Genomic DNA, 20,335 nt, shown 5'->3' on the forward strand with positions numbered 1-20,335 from the left:
GGCGTCTGAGCCGGCATGAAACACGGCGCCCTGCTCCTCTCCTTGCTGGCATGTCTGGCCGCCGCGCCGCTGGCGGCCGCGGACCGCGTCGCCGGCAGCTACCGCGCAGTGGTCGAGCTGGACAACGGCTGGCCGCGCGGCTGCGGCACCGCGGTGACGGTCTCCGGCTGGGACATCCGCATCGTGCGCCAGCGCGACGGCGACGAGGTGAATGCCCGCGTCGAGGTGCAGCCGCCGCCGGGCAATCCGGGACTGCCGGTGCTGGCGCGGCTGGAAGTCGAGCAGTTCCGCCCTGCCATACTGCTGGTCGCCCAGGACGGCCGGCTCACGCTGCCCGGCTTCGAGGCCGACAAGCAGCTCGACTGGGCGACGCTGATGCGCAACTTCCTTTTCTTCGGCGGTCGCCTGGTGCTGGGCCAGATCGGCGGCGACGTCGAGCTGCCATTCAACGGCCCGGCACCGCGCGACGTGACGGGTCAGTACCTGAACTGCGCCGGCGACCTCGCCGCGCCGTTCCGCAACGGCAGCTGAGCGGCAACGCCCGGGTCTGCTTCCGCGTGGGGCCTCCTGGCCTGACGATCAGTCAGCCTGCGTCGGCCCGCCTTGATCCGGACGCATCGGGATTCGCGCGCGGCCCGCGATTCAATGCGAACAGACCCTAGCGCCGGATCGCCGTCAGCACCCAGCCTTCGCCGAACGACGTTTCCTCGACCCGCAGGATGCGCCCGTCCATCATGTCGACATCGAACGAGCGCCACGGCCGGCTGCGCCGCTTGCTGTCCGCAGCGGAAAGCCAGGCTTCGATGTCGTCGGTTTCGATGCGCGGTCCGATGCGGTGCGTGTAGCAATGACGCATCAGGTCGGCAAAGCGGAGATCGCCGGCCGGCACGCAGTACATTTCGATGAAGGCGGCGTTGGCCAGCACCAGCCGGTCGACCGGATCGAACAGCGCGAAGGCGGTTTCGCTCATGTCGATGCCGGTCAGCAACTGGCGCAGCACGTCCGGCCGCGCTGCAGCCACCGCCAGATGCGGCGGCATGCCCTCTTCGCCGGTGATCGGCCCGCCGTCGACCTCGCCGCCGCCCGGGCCCGGCAGCACGATGCGATCACGGCCGGCGTGCTTGGCGCGGTACAGCATCTGGTCGGCGACCCGCATCCACGCCTCGCAGGTATCGAGCATCGGCGTCAGTTCGGCCACGCCGAAGCTGGCGGTGACCACGTGCCCGTCGATCAGCGGTTCGGCATGCAGGCACTGACGCAGGCGCGCCATCATTTCGCGTGCGCCCTCGCCGGTGGTGTCCGGCAGCAGGATGCCGAATTCCTCGCCACCGTAGCGGCCGGCCGTGTCGTTCATCCGCAGTTCGCGGGCGAGCAGCGCGGCGAAGCGACGGATCGCCTCGTCGCCGGCGGCGTGGCCGTAGCGATCGTTGATGTACTTGAAGTGATCGAGATCGGCCATCACCAGCGTTGCCGTATGCCCGTAGCGGCGATAGCGCGCGAATTCCTTGCGCACCAGCACCTCCCAGTGACCGCGGTTGGCGAGGCCGGACAGCGCGTCGATCCGGCTCAACGTCTCCAGCGCCTCGCGCTGTCGCTGCAGCTTGCGCAGTGCCTGGTTGGTGACGAAGCCGATGGCGATCGGATGCAGCAGCATCGGCACACTGGCCGCGACGACGACCAGTGTGGACAGTGGCTGCCAGTCGAAACCGTATAGCAGCACGCCGGCGAACACCCCCACCGCGTGCACCAGCAGGCCGCGCAGCATCAGGCGCGGACCACAGCCGGCGACGCTGTCCATGCTCATCAGCGCGAGGATGAGCAGCGAGGGCACGGCGTTGAAGGCCATCAGTGCGGTCCACGCACCGCCGAAGAAATGATCGGCCAGCAGGTTGTCGCCTTCGGCACGGAAGGGATCGCGCGACTGCCGGGCGCGCCACCAGGCGAGATGCGGCCAAAGCAGTGCGTGCAGCAAGGGGCCCAGCCAGAGCAGCCAGGACGACCACGACAGGTCGCCGCGCTCGTACAGCACGGCGAGCACCATGGGCAGGCCGAACAGCAGCCCGGCCTGCCGCGCGCGATAGCTGCGCTGCGCGAAACCGAGCTGCGGCGTGTGCTCGCCACCGCCTGCGGCAGGGACGGTCATGCCGTCACCCTGTTCGGGCGCGGGCATCTCGAAGCATCGGGGGACATTGCGGACTGCACGGGCAACTCGCTGAAATCGGACCGGGCCCGGAAAGCGGACCCGCGACCAATCATTCTAGCGACGGCGCCCGATACCGCTTGAAAGGATTGGTGTCGTGTGTTCATTGCGCGCGGGGCGCCGGGCGCAGGAAGCGACGTTCGAACTCGGCAGCCGTCAGCGGTTCGGCGTACAGATAGCCCTGGCAGGCGTCGCAGCCGTGCGCGCGCAACAGATCGCGCTGGCCCTCGGTTTCGACGCCCTCGGCCAGCACCGACATGCCCAGCTTGTGACCGAGCGTGATGATGGTGTCGACCAGTTCGACCGCGCTGGCGTCCCCCGGCAGATCGCAGATGAAACTGCGATCTATCTTGAGCTTGTTGACCGGCAGTCGCTTCAGATAGGCGAGCGACGAATAGCCGGTGCCGAAGTCGTCGATCGCCATGCGCAAGCCGAGCCGCTTGATCGCATCGAGGAAATGACGCGCTTCGTCGCCCTGTTCCATCAGGCTGGATTCGGTCACTTCGAGTTCGAGCAGCGCAGCCGGAAAGCCTGTATCGCCGAGCAGCCGCTCGATGCGCCGTTCCAGCCCGCCGCGGCGGATCTCGGCGACCGACATGTTGACCGCCAGCGTGCCGATCCGGTAACCGGCGTCGAGCCATGCACGCCCCTGCCGGCAGGCCAGCTCGCGCACGCGCTCACCGAGCTGCACGATCAGTCCGTTGGCTTCCATGATCGGGATGAACTGCGACGGGCCGGCGTGCACGCTGGCCGCGGCGGACAGCCGCACCAGCACCTCGGCGCCGATCAGGGCACCGTCGGACAGGTCGACCAGCGGCTGGAAGCGCAGCTCGAATTCGTCGTTCTCCAGCGCGCGCCGCAGACCGGTCTCCAGCGACAGCCGCCGCGTCGCCTCGTCGGTGTAGGCGTCGGTGTAGAAGCGCAGCGTGTTGCGGCCGCTGCGCTTGGCCTGGTACATCGCCGCGTCGGCGTCGCGGATCAGGTCCTCGGCGCTGTTGCCGTTGTCCGGGTAGAGGCTGATGCCTATGCTCGCCTGCAGGTAGATGTCCTGACCGGAGGCCAGACGTACCGGTGCGCTCAGGTTGTCGAACACGCCCTGGGCGACCAGCGCCGCCTCGCCCGGCTGGTCGAGGTTTTCGAGCAGCAGCACGAATTCGTCGCTGCCCTGCCGGCCCAGCGTGTCCTGTCGGCGCAGCCGCGCGCGCAGGCGCTGCGCGACGGCAGCGAGCACCTCGTCGCCGGCGGCGTGGCCGAGGCCATCGTTGATGGTCTTGAAGTTGTCCAGATCGAGGAACAGCACGGCCACGCGCGTGCCGCGCCGCGCGGCCAGATCGATCGCGTGCATCAGGCGCGACTGGATGAGTACGCGATTGGGCAGGTCGGTCAGCGGATCGTACTGCGACAGGTGATGCAGCATTTCCTCGGTGCGCCGCGCCTGCGTGATGTCGGTGAGCACGCTGACGCGGTGGGTCGCCCGGCCGTCGTCGTCGTGCACGGTGGCGCAGGACAGCCAGCCCGACCACGCTTCGCCGTTGCGCCGCCGCGCCGCCACCTCGCCCTGCCAGAAACCGCCGCCGCGCAGCGCGCGGTCGATGTCGGCATACAGCCCCTCGGCGCCCTCGACATCGAGCAGCGACACCAGCGTGCATCCTTCGGTGGCGGCCGGATCGAGGCCGTTCAGTTCGCAGAAGGCCTCGTTCACGGTGACCACGACGCCGTCGAGATCGGTCACCACGACGCCGTCGCGCGTACTGCGCAGCGCCGCCGCCAGCAGGCGCGCCGACTGTTCGGCGCGCGCGCGGTCGCGGTCGTCGCGCAGGCGACGCACCGCGAACGACAGATCCATCATCACCTCGTCGAGCAGACGCGCTTCGTCCTCGTCCTCGGGGGCGACTTCGCGCGCGATCAGGCCAAGCACCGCGACCACCTTGTCGTCGAGCCGGATCGGCAGGCCGACGTAGCCCATGCAACCGGCGGCCCGCGCTGCCGGCATCCACGCGTCGTCGCCGTCGAGCGCCGACAGGCGACACAGCTTGCCGCTGCGCATGACCGCGGCGGTGACGCTGTCGGCGTCGGTGGACGATGCACTGACCAGCTGCGCGCGATCGGCGACCGCGCTGCCGGCACTGGCGCGCAGCGCGAGCGTGCCGCTGTCGTCGGCGCGCATGATCCAGGCGAAGCGATAGGCGCCGAACTCGATGGCGACGCGACAGATGCGTTCGAACAGCTCGTCCTCATCGGCCGACCAGACGATGGTCTGGTTCACCTGACTGAGGAAGTTGTACAGCCGGCCCAGCGCCTGCACGTGCGCCTCGGCGCGGCGGCGCGCGGTCACGTCCCACGACACCCAGACGACGCGGTCGCTGCCGGGTACCGGCGACACGCGGGCATCGAACACCACCTGCCGGCCCGCCAGTTCCAGCGTGTATTCGTAGGACTGCGTGCGCTGCCGCGCCAGCGCCTGGCGGATCACCGCGAGGAAGCGGCTGCTCACGTCGGCCGGGAACACCTCCTCGACGGTGCGACCGACCAGGGTTTCCGCTGGCGATGCGAGCAAGGCGCCGCCATTGCCGAAGGACTCGATATAGCGACCGTGACGGTCGAGCATGAAGGCGATCTCGGGCAGGCTGTCGACGAAGGCGCGCAGGCGCGACTCGCTGCCGAGCAGCGCATCGACTGCGGCATCGCGACGTCGGTGCGCAACGTACAGATAGAACAGCACGAGCAGACCGAGTACCGCCACCAGCGCCAGCGTCGCCGTGTCGTGCTGGCGCAGCAGCCGGCGCTGTGCCGCGAGATGACGCAGCAATGCGTCCTCCAGTGCGACGGCGCGGCCATCGACCGCGCGCTGCGCCAGCAGCAGCGCGCTGCCGCCCGCCTCGAATCCGTCGAGCTGGCGTTCCATGATGGCGCGCGCATCGGCCAGCGCCGCCATGTAGGCATCGGCGGCCGCGGCCACGTCGCCGGCCACCGGCGCCCGCGCCGAGAAGCCGGCGATGGCACCACCGCCGCTGCGCAGATCGCGCGCGGTCGTGAGGGCACGGTCCAGATGGGCAATCACCCGGGTGCGCGGTATCGTCGTCGCGCCGGTCAGCAGGCGCTCGGTGTCGAGCTGCGCAAGCAGCGCGTAACGGCGCGACTGCGCCAGATTGTCGCGCGCGGTCAGCGCGGCAGCGAGGCTGTCGTCCCAGCGCACGTGCGCATAGCTCATCAGGCCCATGCAGGCGCACAGCAGCAGCGCCAGACCGAATACCGGCGGGCCGCCCGCCATTGCGCTGCGCCCGTTCATCGCTGTGCAGGCGCCGGCAGGTTGTGCGGACCGAAGCCGAAGGCCGCGACCAGCGCGCGATGCTCGGGCGAACCGAGGTAGCCGGCCATCGCCTCGTCGATGCGGCGGGCCATCGCCTCGTCCTGCGGACGCAGCGCGAAGGCGGGCCAGCCTGCTTCGCCCCGCCCTTCGCGCTGCGGCGGCCGGTAGGGCTGCGCCAGTTCGACACCGGTCAGACCGGATACCGCCAGCATGTGGCGCAAGGACACGTCGGACAGCGCAAGCGCGTCGGCCCGGCCCTCGATCACCGCCACCGCCGCGCTGGTCGCGTCGCTGTGCCGCTGAATGCGGGCGGCCGGCACGCCGGCTCGCTTGGCCACCGTCAGTTCGACCGCGCCGTCGATGACGGCCAGCACCGCATCCGGGTGCGCGGCGATGTCGTCGAGGCCGTGCAGGTCGAGCGGATTGCCCGCACCCACCAGCAGCGCCGACGATACCTGCGCGGTCGGCCGGGTGAAGCGAGCGCGCTGCGCGCGCTCGGGTGTCACGAACAGACCGCTGGCGACAATGTCAGCGCGACCAGCCTGCAGATCGTGCAGCAACTGGCCGAACTCGGTGTGGATGAACTCGACCTCGCCGAGACCCGCCCGCTTGGCCAGCACGCGCAGCATTTCCGGTGCCTCGCCGGTGACACGGCCGCGCGCGTCGATGTAGGCGAACGGTGGCTCGATCGAATACAGCGCACGCAACGTCGGCGCAGCGCCCGATCGCGCTGGATCGTCGTAGATGATCCGGCCGAGCACCAGCGCGACGAGGGCAACGATGAATCCGGCAAGCAGGTAGGGGGTGCGCATGACGGGTTGCTGACGAGGTCAGCCTTGCATTCTAGCGTCGCGTCATGACCCGTCCATGCAGGGCAGCACGAACGGCATCGATCACTGCCTTTTCGTAGCGACCGCCGCGCAGCCGGTCGCTCAGTTCGATCTGCACGCCGCGGCCTAGCCGCCCCCGGTTGCACAGATTGCGCGGGTCGAGGCCGGCGTAGCGATGGCCGCTGGTCTGCGCGAGCACGCCGCGTGCGTACAGGCGATCGGCCAAGGCACAGGCGAGCGCACGATCGCGGCCGCCGAGCAGCGCGCGCTCGCCGGTATCGGCCACGCCATGCACCGCCAGCACGGCGTCGCAATCGGCGATCAGCGCCAGCGCGCGCGGCTCGTCGAAGCGGGTGCTGGTGATGTGCAGCGTTTCGAAGTTCATCGTCGGCAACGCGCCTTCGAACAGGTAAAGATCGAAGTCGTTGCCGGCGATCGCACGTGCCACCTCCGACGTGCCGCGCTCGATGCGCCCACCATGCGGCGCGACGATCGCGACCCCGCTGCCGCGTCGCTCGACGGTGACGTGGTAGTCGATGCCCTCGCGATGCGCGGACGACAGCTCGGCGTAGCTGCGATGGCGGTCGCGGTGCACGTCGTTCAGGGCTTGCCGGACAGGAACAGCTTCTCGATGCGCGCCATGCCCGGGTGATCGCGTCCGGAACGGCGCAGTTCGGCAAAGTCCTCGCGCAGGATGCGGCGGAATTCGTCGGCGCCGCGCAAGGTCATGTTGGCGGCGTACACCTCGCGCGCATTGCCGATCTGTCCGTTCAGCAACAGTGCGTGCGCGTGGTTGATCTGCGCCGCCTTGAATTCCGGCGCGTCGTTCGGCACCTTGGTCGCCGCCTGCAGCACCTCGTCGTAACGGCCAAGGTTGAGGCAGGCCCATGACCAGGCGACCCAGACCGAATTGTCCTTGTAGCCGGCCTGCATCGCCTTCTCCAGCCAGCGTGCCGATTCGGCGTAGTCGGTCTGGGCACCACCGCCGCTGTAGATCGCCGCCAGATGGACATAGGCCGGCGCGTAGTTCCTGTCGGCCGCGCGCCGGACCCAGGCCAGCGCCAGTTCCGGCGCCAGCGGGTCGGCGGTGTCGGCTTCGATCATCTTGGCCAGCAACAGCATGCCTTCCGGGTCACCGCCTTCGGCCGCCAGCGTGTACCAGCGGCGTGCCTCTGCCGCATTGCGCTCGACGCCGATGCCGCTGGCACGGATCTGCCCGGCCACGGCCTGCGCCCGCGCCAGTCCGGCCTCCGCCGACAGCAGCGCCCAGCGTGCCGATTCGGTGTCGTTCTTGTCCAGGCAGGTGCCGAAGAAATGCCAGTCGGACATCTGCAGCATCGCTTCCGGCTCGCCCTTCTCGGCGGCGCCACGCGCCTCGGCCAGCGCCGTGTCGCACTCGCCACGCAGGTGGGCGGTGCGCCACTGTTCCGACGCGGCAGCCGTGCCCGCTGCGGACAGCAGCGCTGCGAAACAGAAGAGGCGGAGGCGCGCGCTCATGAGCAATCAGGCCGGCGACAGCTTGGCCACGGCGAGCGCCAGCCACTTGACGCCCGACGCACCGAAATTGACCTGGACCCGGGCGTCGGAGCCCGAGCCTTCGGCGTTGACGATGACGCCAGCGCCGAACTTGGCGTGGCTCACCTGTTGGCCGACGCGGAAGCCGCTGTCATTGACCGCCGTCGTCCGGCGACCGCTGCCGAAGCTGCGCGGATTGCTGCTCGCCGGTGCCGACGGCGCGGCACTGCTGCTGCCGAAGCCGCCGTAGCCGCGTGCGCTGGCCGGCGGCGTGAGCCACTTCAGCAGTTCGGCCGGAATCTCGTCGAAGAAGCGGCTGCGCAGGTTGTAGCGGGTCTGACCATGCAGCATGCGCGACTGCGCGAACGACAGGTAGAGGCGCTTGCGGGCGCGGGTGATGGCGACGTACATGAGCCGGCGCTCCTCTTCCAGACCGTCTCGCTCCAGCACCGAGTTCTCGTGCGGAAACAGGCCTTCTTCGAGACCACCGATGAACACCACGTCGAATTCCAGTCCCTTGGCTGAGTGCACGGTCATCAGCTGCACCGCAGCCTGGCCGGCGTCGGCCTGGTGTTCCCCCGCCTCGAGCGACGCGTGCGACAGGAAGGCGGACAGCGGATCGGGCGGCGCGGCTTCGTCCTCGGCCGCGACCTGGGCGTAGCCTTCCTCGGAAATGAAGTTGGCGGCCGCGTTGATGATTTCGTCCAGGTTGGCAACGCGCTCCTGACCTTCCTTTTCAGTCAGGTAGTGCGCGCGCAGGCCGGACAGTTCGAGTACCTGCTCGACCATTTCCGGCAGCTTCAGCCCCTCGCAGGCGAAGCGCAGCTGGTCGACCAGCTTGATGAAGGCGCCGACCGACTGCGCCGCCTTGCCGGTCAGGAAGTTCAGCGCGCCGTACAGGCTGCTGCCGTGCGCCTGCGCGGCGTCCTGCAGCTGTTCCAGCGAACGCGCGCCGATGCCGCGGGTCGGGAAGTTCACCACGCGGGTGAATGCGGTGTCGTCGTGCGGATTGGCGATGAGCCGCATGTAGGCCAGTGCGTGCTTCACCTCCTGCCGCTCGAAGAAGCGCAAACCGCCATAGACGCGATAGGGAATGCCGGCCGAGAACAGCGCGTGTTCGAGCACGCGCGACTGCGCATTGCTGCGGTAGAGCAGCGCGATGTCGTCGCGCGCCGTGCCGTCGTGGATCAGCGCCCGGATTTCCTCGACCACCCAGCGCGCTTCCTCGATGTCGTTGAAGGCCTCATAGACGCGCAGCGGCTCGCCGTGGCCGGCTTCGGTCCACAGGTTCTTTCCGAGGCGGCCGCTGTTGTGCTTGATCACCGCGTTGGCGGCGTCGAGGATGTTGCCGTGCGAGCGGTAGTTCTGTTCCAGCCGGATCACGTTGTCGACGTGGAACTCGCGCTCGAAGTCGCGCATGTTGCCGACCTCGGCGCCGCGGAAACGGTAGATGCTCTGGTCGTCGTCGCCGACCGCCATCACCGCCGCCTGACCTTCGGTGCCGAGGCCGGCCAGCAGCTTGAGCCAGCGGTACTGCAGCACGTTGGTGTCCTGGAACTCGTCGACCAGGATGTGGCGGAAACGGCGCTGGTAGTGCGCGCGTATCGGCTCGTTGCGTTGCAGGAGCTCGTGACAGCGCAGCAGCAGCTCGGCGAAATCGACCACGCCCTCGCGCTGGCACTGCGCCTCGTAAGCCTGGTACAGCTCGACCCGCTTGCGCGCGAAGTCGTCGAAGGCCTCGACCTCGTGCGGGCGCAGCCCCTGCTCCTTGGCCGAATTGATGAAATACATCAGGTCGCGCGCCGGGAATTTCTCGTCGTCGATGTTGAGCGCCTTCAGCATGCGCTTGATGGCCGACAGCTGGTCTCCCGAATCGAGTATCTGGAACAGCTGCGGCAGCCCGGCCTCTTTCCAGTGCGCGCGCAGCATGCGGTTGCACAGACCGTGGAAAGTGCCTATCCACAGGCCGCGTGCATTCATCGGCAGCATCGCGGTCAGCCGCGCCAGCATTTCCTTGGCCGCCTTGTTGGTGAAGGTGACCGCGAGGATGCCGTGCGGCGACACCTGGCCGGTCGAAATGAGCCAGGCCAGACGCGTGGTCAGCACGCGCGTCTTGCCCGACCCGGCGCCCGCGAGGATGAGCGCCGACTGCGACGGCAGCGTGACGGCCTGGAACTGCTGTTCGTTCAGACCGGAAAGAAGCGGGTTGGATGTCATGCGGCGGATTCTACCGGGCTGCCTGCCGACGGTCGCGCCCCGCGGACGTGTAGTCCTCCTCCTACAGCGAGGAACCGGCCCCGGCCAGGGCGGTCGCGTCTAACCCGGACAACGCAAACAGGGAGAGACCACGACAATGAACGACTGGACACAGACTGCCGCCTGGCTGTACGCATGGGCGGGCGACCGCCTGCCTCAGGTGCTTGACCTCGCGGTGAAGCTGTTCCTGATCCTGCTGCTCGCCTGGATGCTGCAGCACCTCGCCCGGCGCTCGATACGGCTGATCCACGAAACACTGCGCCGGCGCACCGACTGTGCGGAAGACATCAAGCGCATCGACACCCTGGTTCGGGTCGCGCGCTACGCGGCGTCGGTGGTCATCCTCGTGCTGGCCGGCGGCATCGCGCTGAGTGCGCTGGGCATTTCGGTCGCCCCGCTGCTGGCCACTGCTGGCGTGGCCGGCATCGCCATCGGCTTCGGTGCCCAGTCGCTGGTGAAGGATCTGTTCTCGGGGCTGTTCGTGCTGCTGGAAAACCAGATCCGCGTCGGCGACATCGTGGACATCGCCGGCCACGGCGGCGTGGTCGAGGAAGTGACGCTGCGCTATGTGCGGCTGCGCGACTACGAGGGCAATGTGCACTTCGTCCCGAACGGCGAGATCACGACGGTCACCAGCCGCTCGCGTGAATTCGCCCATGCGGTGATCGATGTGCGGATGGCGCCGACCGACCGGGTGGCCGACATCTACGCCATCATGTTCGACGTCGCCAAGGCGATGCGCGAGGACGAGTACTTCGGCGCCCGCATCCTCGGCGACCTCGAAATGGCGGGCGTGGACCAGTGGCAGGAATCGGCGCTCATCGTGCGGGCACGCATCCGTGTCGCGGCGATGGCGCAATGGGAGGTGCGGCGCGAATTCCTGCGGCGGGTGAAGGAAGCGTACGACGAGCGCGGCCAGACCTTGCCGCTGCCGCATCTCACGCTGCGCTTCGCCGACGACGCCGAAACCATGCTGCGCGAAGTGTCGCGCAGCAGCCCGGCAACACGCCGGACGGCTCCGGCCTGAGCCTGCCCGGTAACGGCGCCGTGTTTTCCGGCGGGCGGCGGGCCGCCGGGCCTATAATTGCGGGTTAGCGTTCATTTCCGCCGCATCCCGCCTCATGTCAGAAAAACAGACCCCCGCCTACACCCCGTCCGAGGTCGAAGCCGCCGCGCGCCGCTACTGGGACGACAGCCAGACCTTCAAGGCCGTCGAGGACGCGTCGAAGCCCAAGTACTACTGCCTGTCGATGTTCCCCTACCCGTCGGGCAAGCTGCACATGGGTCATGTGCGGAACTACACCATCGGCGACGTGCTGACCCGCTTCCACCGGATGCGCGGCTACAACGTGCTGCAGCCCATGGGCTGGGACGCCTTCGGCCTGCCGGCCGAGAACGCGGCGATCAAGAACGCGGTGCCGCCGGCGAAATGGACCTACGACAACATCGACTACATGCGCCAGCAGCTCAAGGCGCTGGGCTTTGCCATCGACTGGAGCCGCGAACTGGCGACCTGCCAGCCGTCGTACTACAGGTGGAACCAGTGGCTGTTCCTGCGCATGCTGGAAAAGGGCATCGCCTACAAGAAGACGCAGGTCGTGAACTGGGACCCGGTCGACCAGACCGTGCTCGCCAACGAACAGGTGATCGACGGTCGCGGCTGGCGCACCGGCGCGCTGGTCGAGAAACGCGAGATTCCCGGCTACTACCTCGGCATCACGCAGTACGCCGACGAACTGCTGGACGACCTGGACACGCTGGACGGCTGGCCCGAGCGCGTGAAGACCATGCAGGCGAACTGGATAGGCAAGAGCACCGGCGTGCGCTTCGCCTTCAGCCACGACGTCCGCGATGACACCGGCGCGCTGATCGACGACGGCAGACTGTGGGTATTCACCACCCGCGCCGACACCATCATGGGTGTCACCTTCTGCGCGGTCGCCGCCGAACATCCGCTGGCCACGCACGCCGCCCGCAACAACCCGGAACTGGCCGCCTTCATCGAGAAATGCAAGCACGGCTCGGTGATGGAAGCCGACATGGCGACCATGGAAAAGGAAGGTCTGCCGACCGGCCTCTCCGTCGTGCACCCGCTGACCGGCGAATCGGTGCCGCTGTGGGTCGGCAACTACGTGCTGATGAGCTACGGCGACGGCGCGGTGATGGCGGTGCCGGCGCACGACGAGCGCGATTTCGGTTTCGCGAAGAAATACGAACTGCCGATCCGGCAGGTAATCGCGGTCGGCAACAACGCGTTCTCGACGGACGCGTGGGCCGAGTGGTACGGATCGAAGGACGGCGTCTGCGTAAACAGCGGCCGCTACGACGGCCTGGGTTATGCCGCGGCGGTCGATGCAGTGGCGGCAGACCTCGCCGACAAGGGTGGCGAGAAGAAGGTGCAGTGGCGCCTGCGCGACTGGGGCGTGTCGCGCCAGCGCTACTGGGGCTGCCCGATTCCCATCATCCACTGCGATCACTGCGGCGACGTGCCGGTGCCGGACGACCAGCTGCCGGTGGTGCTGCCGGAGGACTGCATTCCGGATGGCTCGGGCAACCCGCTGCTCAAGCGCGACGACTTCATCAACGTCGCCTGCCCGAAGTGCGGCGCCGCCGCCAAGCGCGAAACCGACACGATGGACACTTTTGTCGATTCGAGCTGGTACTACGCCCGCTACTGCTCGGTCGGCAACGACGCGGCCATGGTCGATGAGCGCGCCAACTACTGGATGCAGGTGGACCAGTACATCGGCGGCATCGAGCACGCCATCCTGCACCTCTTGTACTCGCGCTTCTGGTCCAAGGTGATGCGCGACATGGGCCTGATGTCGGTGAAGGAACCGTTCGCCCGTCTGCTCACCCAGGGCATGGTGCTGAACCACGCCTGGCTGCACAAACCTGAAGGCGGCGGCAAGAACTACTACTGGGAAAGCGAGGTCGAGGTCCAGCGCGACGCCAAGGGGCAGATCACCGGCGGCCGGCTGAAGGCCGACGGCACCGTGCTCGAGCACGAACTGACCACGATGTCGAAGTCGAAGAACAACGGCGTGGACCCGCAGGCGCTGATCGACCAGTACGGCGCCGACACCGCGCGCTTCTTCATGATGTTCGCCAGCCCGCCGGAACAGACGCTGGAATGGAACGACGCCGGCGTCGAAGGCGCGCACCGCTTCCTGAAGCGCGTATGGAATTTCGCCCAGGACTACACCGCCGAACTGCGCGCGCGTGTACCGGCCGCGTCGACGCTGGGCAAGGCCAAGCTGCCGGCCGCGCTGGCCGACCTGCGGCGCGAACTGCATCTGGTGCTGAAGCAGGCGAGCTACGACCTGGGCAAGCAGCAGTTCAACACGGTCGCCTCCGGCTGCATGAAGATGCTCAACGCGCTGGAAAAGGCACCGCGCGACGGCGCCGAAGCGGCCGAAGTGATCGGCGAAGGCCTGTCCATGCTGCTGCGCGTGCTGTCGCCGATCTGCCCGCACATCACGCACGTGCTGTGGCGCGACTGCGGCTTCGGCGACGACATCCTGAGCGCCGAATGGCCGGAGCCGGCCGACTCGGCGCTGGTGCAGGACGAGGTCGAACTGATGCTGCAGGTCAATGGCAAGCTGAGGGGCAGCCTGCGCGTCGCCGCCGATGCGGCCAAGGACGCCATCGAGGCGGCGGCGCTGGCCAACGAGTCGGCGCAGAAATTCATGGAAGGCAAGCCGGCGAAGAAAGTGGTCGTCGTGCCCGGCCGTCTGGTCAATATCGTGTGCTGAAGCAGGAGATGCCCGTGAGCGCCCCCGCCAACCCATCCCGCCGCAGCCTGCTGCTGGCCGCCGTCGCCGCGCTTCCGCTGGCGGCCTGCGGTTTCCACCTGCGCGGTGTACGTGATCTGCCTTTCCAGACGCTGTACATCAACGGCAGCCGCAGCAACACGGAGCTGACCACGCAGATCCGCCGCGCGATACAGACGCAGAGTTCGACCCAGGTGGCGGACGAACCGTCAGCTGCGGACGCCATCGTCGACATCACCGAGAACAAGGTCGAAAAAGTCATCCTGAGCCTGAACTCGGCCGGTCGCGTGCGTGAATATCAACTGCGCCAGCGCTTCTCGTTCCGCGTACGCGATCGCAACAATGTCGAGATCGCGCCGGTGGCGTCGATCGAGCTGCGCCGCGACCTGACCTACAGCGATTCCGAGATGCTGGCAAAACAGCAGGAAGAGCAGGTGCTGTACGACGAAATGCAGTCCGACCTGATCCAGCAACTGCTGCGCCGGCTGCAGGCGATCAAGCGCAAGCCCGCCTGAGCGCGATGCAGCTGCGCGCCGAACAGCTCGACGCCCACCTGAAGGGCACGCTCGCGCCGCTCTACGTGCTGCACGGCGACGAGCCGCTGCTCGTGATCGAAGCGGCGGACGCCATCCGCGCCGCCGCGCGTACGCGGGGTTTCAGCGAGCGCGAAGTGCTGGTGGTGACGCAGTACTTCAAATGGTCGGCGCTGGCCGAGGCGGCCGGCAATATGTCGCTGTTCGGCGGCGACAAGCTGATCGACCTGCGCATACCGACCGGCAAGCCGGGTCGCGAAGGCAGTGATGCACTGGCCCGCTACGCCGCGAATCCGCCGGCCGGCACGATCACGCTGGTGACGCTGCCACTGATGGACTGGAAGGCGAAGAAGAGCAGCTGGTTCGCCGCGCTGATCGAATCCGGCATGGAACTGGAACTGAACGCGCCCGATCTTGCGCGCCTGCCCTCCTGGCTGGCCGGCCGGCTCGCCCGCCAGCAGCAGAGCGCGACACCGGAAGCGCTGGAATTCATGGCCGGCCATGTCGAAGGCAATCTGCTGGCCGCCAACCAGGAAGTGATGAAGCTCGCGCTGCTGCATCCGCCCGGTGAACTTTCTCTCGAACAGGTGCGCAACGCGGTGATGGACGTCGCCCGTTACGACGTCGACGACCTGCGTCAGGCGCTGCTCGCCGGCGACGCCGCGCGCGCCAGCCGCCTGCTCGACGGCCTGCGCGCCGAGGGCGTGGCCGCCCCGCTGGTGCTGTGGATCATCGTCGCTGAACTGCGCGTGCTGGCGACCGCGCGAGCCGAAATGGATGCCGGGCGCAGCGCCGACGACGCACTGGCTGCCGCGCGCATCTTCGGCGCCCGCCAGTCACCGTACAAGCGTGCGCTGCAGCGGCTGTCCTCGGCCGCCACCCGCACTGCACTGATGCAGGCCGCGCGACTGGACCGCATGATCAAGGGCGTGGCGCGTGGCGACGTGTGGGACGAGTTCCTGCAGATCGCGCTGCGACTGTGCGCACGCTGAGCGTGGCCGACTGGCAAGTCGCCGCGCTTTCTGCTTTCATCCGTGTTTGGCCGCCGTTTTCATAAGGTGCGCGGTCTGAGCATTTCGGGAATCAAGATGGACATCCAGGACTACATGAACACGCTGGGCCGCCAGGCCCGCGCCGCCTCGCGCATCGTGTCGCAGGCATCCACCGCCGCCAAGAACGACGCGCTGATCCGCATCGCCGCCCTGCTGCGCGAGCGTGCACCGCAGCTGCTCGAAGCCAACGCGGCCGACGTCGACGCGGCACGCGCCAATGGCCTGGACGCGGCGATGATCGACCGGCTCACGCTGACCGCCAAGGGCGTCGAGGCGATGGCGCAAGGCCTGGAACAGGTCGCCGCGCTGCCCGACCCGGTCGGCGAAATGACCGACTTCAAGCGCCGCCCCACCGGCATCACGGTGGGCAAGATGCGGGTACCGCTGGGCGTGATCGGCATCATCTACGAAGCGCGGCCGAACGTGACTGCCGACGCAGCGGCCCTGTGCCTGAAGAGCGGCAACGCCGCCATCCTGCGCGGCGGCTCCGAAGCCGCGTGCTGCAATCAGGCAGTCGCCGCCTGCGTGCGCGAAGGGCTGGTTGCCGCGGGTCTGCCGGACACTGCGGTACAGGTGGTGGACACCACCGACCGCGCCGCGGTCGGCGCGCTGATCACGATGCCGCAGTTCGTCGACGTGATCGTGCCGCGCGGCGGCAAGGGCCTGATCGAACGCATTTCGCGTGAAGCCAAGGTGCCGGTGATCAAGCACCTGGACGGCAACTGTCACGTCTATATCGACGAATTCGCCGACGACGACAAGGCGGTGCGCATCGCCGACAACGCAAAGACCCATCGCTACGGCACCTGCAACACGATGGAAACGCTGCTGGTGCATGTCGCTGCGGCACCGCGCGTGCTTGGCCGACTGGCCGACATCTACCTCGGCAAGGGCGTCGAACTGCGCGGCTGCGAGCGCGCGCGCGCGCTGGTGCCGGCGATGAAGGCGGCGACCGACGAGGACTGGGCGACCGAATACCTCGCCCCCATCCTCGCGGTGCGCATCGTCGATTCGCTGGACGACGCGATCGACCACATCAACCGCTGGAGTTCGCAGCACACGGACGCCATCGTGACCGAGAACCACACGCGGGCGATGCGCTTCATCCGCGAGGTCGATTCGGCGTCGGTCATGATCAATGCCTCGACCCGCTTCGCCGACGGCTTCGAGTACGGGCTGGGTGCGGAGATCGGCATCTCGACCGACAAGATCCACGCCCGCGGCCCGGTCGGTCTGGATGGGCTGACCAGTCAGAAGTGGGTGGTGCTCGGCGACGGCCACGTGCGTAGCTGAACACGCTGACGGGACGGCACGCCGTCCCGTCACCCCTAGCCCCTAGCCCCTAGCCCCTAGCCCCTAGCCCCTAGCCCCTAAGCATTGTCCGACAGCTTCCTCTCCGCCAGCATCCTGCTCCTGCTGCTGTTCGATCCGTTCGGCAACGCACCGGTCATGACCGTGCTGCTGAAGGACGTACCGAAGGCGCGGCGTCAGCGTGTCGTGCTGAGGGAGTGCTTCTTCGCCTGGCTGGCGCTGCTAGCCTTCATGTGGGCCGGCGAATCGGTGATGAGGATCCTGCAGCTGTCGCAGACCTCGCTCGGCATTGCCGGCGGCGTACTGCTGTTCCTGATCGCGCTGCGCATGATCTTTCCGCAGCCGGCCGGCGTGTTCGGCGAGTGGGCCGGCGGCGAGCCCTTCGTCGTACCACTGGCCATCCCGCTGATCGCCGGGCCGTCTGCGATGGCCATGGTGATGCTGCTGGTGTCGCGCGAGCCGGACCGCTTCTGGACCTGGACCGGCGCGATGAGCGCGGCCATGGCGGTCACCGCCTGCGTACTGCTGGCGGCCGGGCCGCTGATCCGCCGGCTGGGTGAGCGCGGAACCTCCGCGCTTGAGCGACTGATGGGTCTGCTGCTGTGCGCGGTCGCCGTCGAAATGCTGCTGACCGGTATCCGCAGCTTCGCCGGATCACTCTGAGCGGCGCGCGTCCGGACGCCGGAGCGGCCGGATGACGCGCCCGTCAGTTGCCCAGACCGAGCGAAGTCTGCGTGAACACCGCCGCGCCGCTGACCTTGTTGATGCCGCCAATGCCGCTGTCGAAGGTGTAGACCATGCCCGCGCGCTCGGCCCCTGCGCCGGCGAAGAAGCCATGGAAACTGCCGCTCGGCGGGCTGAACGAACATCCGCTGCAGTTCGAGAACGAACCCGAGAACGCCGCGGTGCCGCTGTTGATGCTGCCGGACCCGGTCAGCCCGAAGGTGGTGGCGCTGACGGTCACGTTCATGCCGACGCTGAGCGTGTAGGCCGAGAAATCGGCGGTCATGGACCCGCTCACCGAGCCGCCACTCGCACCGCCGGACGTGGTCGGCGTGGTGTAGCCGCTCAGCGCATAGGTGCCGCTGGCACCGCCCAGCGCGGCCAGATCCGGCGTCGGCTTGCCAGCGATGTAATGCACGTCGAGCAGCGTGTCGCCGGCGCAGTCGAATTCGCCGGAACACGAGCCGCTGGTCCAGCGCCCCCAGCCGATGATGCCGTCCTGATGTGCTTCGGCAACCGAAGACGCCTGGATGTCACCGTTCGAATTCGACGCCGAGACCAGCGTGCTGCCCTCGAAGGACGCGGTCGCCGAATCCAGCATCACCAAGCCGCCATAGCCGCCGTACTGATCGACGTACTGGCCATAGACGTAATAACCGTCACCGGACTGCAGACTGCCGCCCGCATAGCCGTCCAGCACATCCAGCCCGCCGCCCTCACTGCGATTCTCCGACACCAGGAAGGTGTCGTCGCCCTGCGGCGGCGTCAGGTTGCCGCTGTTCGACGGCGGCGGCGGCGGCAGATCGGTCTTCACTTCGGTGATGACCGGCGGCGTGCTCTGGTCGGCGACATAGGCGCTCTGCCCGTCGGACACCGTAAGGCAGCCGCCTCCGTTGCAGACATCGACCGCGCCATCGCCGGTCGTCACGTTGATGCTGTTGCCGTAGACAACGGAGAACTCGGTGCCGCGGATGCCGATGGTTGCAACCGAAGTGGTGAGCTTGTAGTTGCTGCGGTTGCCCTTGCCGACCAGACCGGTGATGGTGCGCAGGCCGCCCTTGATCAGGCTGAAGAAGCCACGGTCCTCGGTCGGCTTGCCGGCGAACGCGTACTGGTCGATGCGGAACTGGGTCTGCGGCTGAAGCGACACCAGCGAGCCGTCGGTAAAGCGCATCTGGGCGCGTCCGCTGCCGGTGTCGACGGTGTCGCCGCTGCCCACCTGAGCGCCGCGCGCCAGCACGCGGCTGCTGCCGTCAGCCGCCAGTGCGCGCACGTCACCCGACGTGAATTCGACACGCGCCGCGTTATCGGCCAGCGCATGCAGCGGAAACGCCAGTGCGATCGCGAGCGTCAGGCGTGCGGGAGTGAAGGGTTTCGCCATGGCGCTCTCCTAGAACGTGCGACGCACGGCGAACTGGGCGACGCCGCGACGGTATTCGTTGAGATTGATGCTGGAGTCATTGCGCACCAGTGACACCGACGGCGTGAGCAGCCACTGCTTGGCGAAGGCATAGCTCGCGCCCAGCGACAGCGAAGTCAGATTATCGTCGCGCACGCGGGCGAAGATCGGGTCGACATTCTTGTACTCGCGCGCCTCGTGCGCCAGCGCGCCGAACAGCATCCAGCGCTCGTCCAGCGTGTGCTGCGCGCCGACGCGGAAGCCGATCACGTCGTTGGCAGCGATGTTCACGCCCGAGGGCAGGTCGTTGCGGCCGGTTTCGGCGCCGAGGTAAAAACTGCCGAACAGCATGGTGCGGTCGTTCGGCAGGACCAGCGCGTGGCCGACGCCATAGATGTTGCGATTGACGTCGCGCACGTCGTTCGTGCCTTCGTAACGCAGGCGGCTCTGCTGCGCGAACACGGTGGTCTGGTTGCGCGCATCGTGCGTGTGCTGCCACTGCAGCGAGCCGCCGGTGTAGTCGCGCAACTTGTCGTCATCGACCTCGAACATGCCCAGCTGCAGCGCTGCGGTGATCCGGTTCGCGCCGCGCGACCACGACACGCCGGCATTGCCGTCCAGTGCGGTCGTGTCGAAGCGCGACTCGCCGCCATTGAAGCGCGCCGCGCCGGTGGCGCCGGCGAGGAAGGCCCATTCGCGGTTCAGCGGCACGCGCGCAGTGATACCGCCGGACAGCGCACTGAACCATGCGTCGCGACTCTGGCTGGCGGGGTCGAGCAGGAAGGCGCCGAGGCCGGGTACCGCGACCGCGTTCTGCGAGGTGGCGCTGTTCACATTGGTGTCACGTCCGACCGCCGCTTCGACGAAACCGGCGAAAGACGGCTTGCCTGCGTCCGGCGCCCGATCGATGGCGGACAGCAGGCGATCGATCGCGCGGGCCACCTCGGGCGGTACGTTCTGATTGCGCACCGCTTCCAGCTCACGCCGGGCGCCGACCGATTCGCCGAGCGCCAGATAGGCACGGCCGATTTCGGCGCGGGCACGCGCATTGTCCGGCTGCACCGCGAGCACGCGTTCGAGCGCGAACACGGCCAGCGTATGCCGCCCGGTTTCCAGCGCCGAAATGCCCAGCAACAGATCGAACTGCGGATCCCCGGCCCGCTCCGATTCCTGCGGGGACAGTAGCTGGTAGGCCGCAGCATGGCGACCGGCTTCGATGTGCGCGGCCGCCTGTTCGGTCAACGATTGGGCTTGCGTGGCGACAGATGCGCCCAGCAGCAGTGCAAACAGCAGCGGATGTGTTCTTTTTTGTGCGCGCATGCGCCCTCCTCGTTGTCGCATGACCGACAACCGACTGACCTTAATGGCCGGATGATTGCATTTCATTGATTGAAAAACAATAGCTTGCATAACCTTATTAAGGTTGATTCCTG

At 67.9% G+C, this 20,335-nt stretch carries 15 protein-coding genes; 7 read left to right on the top strand and 8 right to left on the bottom strand.

Annotated elements, in window-relative coordinates:
- The first annotated feature begins 15 nt into the window (after nucleotides 1-15).
- The gene (locus WDZ97_RS12585; protein WP_425762947.1) at nucleotides 16-531 is read left to right on the top strand and encodes a hypothetical protein; all 516 of its coding nucleotides are present in this window, start codon (nucleotides 16-18) and stop codon (nucleotides 529-531) included.
- A 127-nt stretch (nucleotides 532-658) separates the two neighbouring features.
- Here the strand turns inward: WDZ97_RS12585 and WDZ97_RS12590 are convergent, their stop codons facing one another.
- From WDZ97_RS12590 to uvrD, 6 genes are all read right to left on the bottom strand, one after another.
- Nucleotides 659-2,143 carry a diguanylate cyclase gene (locus WDZ97_RS12590; protein WP_425762948.1) on the bottom strand — a complete coding sequence of 495 codons (1,485 nt, stop codon included), beginning with the start codon at nucleotides 2,141-2,143 and terminating at the stop codon, nucleotides 659-661.
- 160 nt (nucleotides 2,144-2,303) lie between these two features.
- Entirely contained in the window at nucleotides 2,304-5,489 is a 3,186-nt protein-coding gene (locus WDZ97_RS12595) for an EAL domain-containing protein (protein WP_425762949.1), read from the bottom strand.
- Nucleotides 5,486-6,322, bottom strand: a complete 837-nt coding sequence (locus WDZ97_RS12600; protein ID WP_304005511.1) for a transporter substrate-binding domain-containing protein — start codon at nucleotides 6,320-6,322, stop codon at nucleotides 5,486-5,488. The genes WDZ97_RS12595 and WDZ97_RS12600 overlap by 4 nt, the downstream gene beginning before the upstream one ends.
- A 31-nt stretch (nucleotides 6,323-6,353) precedes the next feature.
- Entirely contained in the window at nucleotides 6,354-6,935 is a 582-nt protein-coding gene (locus WDZ97_RS12605) for a poly-gamma-glutamate hydrolase family protein (protein ID WP_304005508.1), read from the bottom strand.
- Between the two features lie 5 nt (nucleotides 6,936-6,940).
- On the bottom strand, nucleotides 6,941-7,837 hold the full coding sequence (locus WDZ97_RS12610) for a tetratricopeptide repeat protein (protein WP_304005506.1): 897 nt from the start codon (nucleotides 7,835-7,837) through the stop codon (nucleotides 6,941-6,943).
- 6 nt (nucleotides 7,838-7,843) lie between these two features.
- Complete coding sequence (gene uvrD, locus WDZ97_RS12615) at nucleotides 7,844-10,072, bottom strand: DNA helicase II (RefSeq protein WP_425762950.1); 2,229 nt, start codon at nucleotides 10,070-10,072, stop codon at nucleotides 7,844-7,846.
- A gap of 136 nt (nucleotides 10,073-10,208) precedes the next feature.
- Between uvrD and WDZ97_RS12620 the strand changes: the two genes are divergently transcribed.
- The 6 genes from WDZ97_RS12620 to WDZ97_RS12645 all read left to right on the top strand — a co-directional run bounded on the left by WDZ97_RS12620 (nucleotide 10,209) and on the right by WDZ97_RS12645 (nucleotide 17,443).
- Nucleotides 10,209-11,138, top strand: a complete 930-nt coding sequence (locus tag WDZ97_RS12620; protein WP_304005502.1) for a mechanosensitive ion channel family protein — start codon at nucleotides 10,209-10,211, stop codon at nucleotides 11,136-11,138.
- 94 nt (nucleotides 11,139-11,232) lie between these two features.
- Entirely contained in the window at nucleotides 11,233-13,866 is a 2,634-nt protein-coding gene (leuS, locus tag WDZ97_RS12625; protein ID WP_425762951.1) for a leucine--tRNA ligase, read from the top strand.
- Between the two features lie 8 nt (nucleotides 13,867-13,874).
- On the top strand, nucleotides 13,875-14,399 hold the full coding sequence (gene lptE / locus WDZ97_RS12630; RefSeq protein ID WP_341929557.1) for an LPS assembly lipoprotein LptE: 525 nt from the start codon (nucleotides 13,875-13,877) through the stop codon (nucleotides 14,397-14,399).
- 5 nt (nucleotides 14,400-14,404) lie between these two features.
- Nucleotides 14,405-15,409 carry a DNA polymerase III subunit delta gene (gene holA / locus WDZ97_RS12635; protein ID WP_425762952.1) on the top strand — a complete coding sequence of 335 codons (1,005 nt, stop codon included), beginning with the start codon at nucleotides 14,405-14,407 and terminating at the stop codon, nucleotides 15,407-15,409.
- A gap of 96 nt (nucleotides 15,410-15,505) precedes the next feature.
- Entirely contained in the window at nucleotides 15,506-16,762 is a 1,257-nt protein-coding gene (locus tag WDZ97_RS12640; protein ID WP_425762953.1) for a glutamate-5-semialdehyde dehydrogenase, read from the top strand.
- An 84-nt stretch (nucleotides 16,763-16,846) separates the two neighbouring features.
- The gene (locus WDZ97_RS12645; protein WP_304005492.1) at nucleotides 16,847-17,443 is read left to right on the top strand and encodes a MarC family protein; all 597 of its coding nucleotides are present in this window, start codon (nucleotides 16,847-16,849) and stop codon (nucleotides 17,441-17,443) included.
- Nucleotides 17,444-17,486: 43 nt separating this feature from the next.
- On the opposite strand, the gene WDZ97_RS12650 is transcribed toward WDZ97_RS12645, so the two are convergent.
- Nucleotides 17,487-18,884 (bottom strand): FecR family protein, encoded by a 1,398-nt coding sequence (locus tag WDZ97_RS12650; RefSeq protein WP_304005489.1) that lies wholly within the window; start codon nucleotides 18,882-18,884, stop codon nucleotides 17,487-17,489.
- A 9-nt stretch (nucleotides 18,885-18,893) separates the two neighbouring features.
- Nucleotides 18,894-20,222 (bottom strand): tetratricopeptide repeat protein, encoded by a 1,329-nt coding sequence (locus tag WDZ97_RS12655; protein WP_341929554.1) that lies wholly within the window; start codon nucleotides 20,220-20,222, stop codon nucleotides 18,894-18,896.
- Nucleotides 20,223-20,335 lie beyond the last annotated feature (113 nt).

This window comes from Methyloversatilis sp. MC4-4 (assembly GCF_049843555.1).
GTDB classification, from domain to species: Bacteria; Pseudomonadota; Gammaproteobacteria; order Burkholderiales; family Rhodocyclaceae; genus Methyloversatilis; species Methyloversatilis discipulorum_B.

Coding starts and splice junctions, on each gene's coding strand:
- WDZ97_RS12585 (WP_425762947.1), top strand. CDS start 16: ATGAAACACGGCGCCCTGCTCCTCTCCTTGCTGGCATGTCTGGCCGCC.
- WDZ97_RS12590 (WP_425762948.1), bottom strand. CDS start 2,143: ATGACCGTCCCTGCCGCAGGCGGTGGCGAGCACACGCCGCAGCTCGGT.
- WDZ97_RS12595 (WP_425762949.1), bottom strand. CDS start 5,489: ATGAACGGGCGCAGCGCAATGGCGGGCGGCCCGCCGGTATTCGGTCTG.
- WDZ97_RS12600 (WP_304005511.1), bottom strand. CDS start 6,322: ATGCGCACCCCCTACCTGCTTGCCGGATTCATCGTTGCCCTCGTCGCG.
- WDZ97_RS12610 (WP_304005506.1), bottom strand. CDS start 7,837: ATGAGCGCGCGCCTCCGCCTCTTCTGTTTCGCAGCGCTGCTGTCCGCA.
- uvrD (WP_425762950.1), bottom strand. CDS start 10,072: ATGACATCCAACCCGCTTCTTTCCGGTCTGAACGAACAGCAGTTCCAG.
- WDZ97_RS12620 (WP_304005502.1), top strand. CDS start 10,209: ATGAACGACTGGACACAGACTGCCGCCTGGCTGTACGCATGGGCGGGC.
- leuS (WP_425762951.1), top strand. CDS start 11,233: ATGTCAGAAAAACAGACCCCCGCCTACACCCCGTCCGAGGTCGAAGCC.
- lptE (WP_341929557.1), top strand. CDS start 13,875: ATGCCCGTGAGCGCCCCCGCCAACCCATCCCGCCGCAGCCTGCTGCTG.
- holA (WP_425762952.1), top strand. CDS start 14,405: ATGCAGCTGCGCGCCGAACAGCTCGACGCCCACCTGAAGGGCACGCTC.
- WDZ97_RS12640 (WP_425762953.1), top strand. CDS start 15,506: ATGGACATCCAGGACTACATGAACACGCTGGGCCGCCAGGCCCGCGCC.
- WDZ97_RS12650 (WP_304005489.1), bottom strand. CDS start 18,884: ATGGCGAAACCCTTCACTCCCGCACGCCTGACGCTCGCGATCGCACTG.
- WDZ97_RS12655 (WP_341929554.1), bottom strand. CDS start 20,222: ATGCGCGCACAAAAAAGAACACATCCGCTGCTGTTTGCACTGCTGCTG.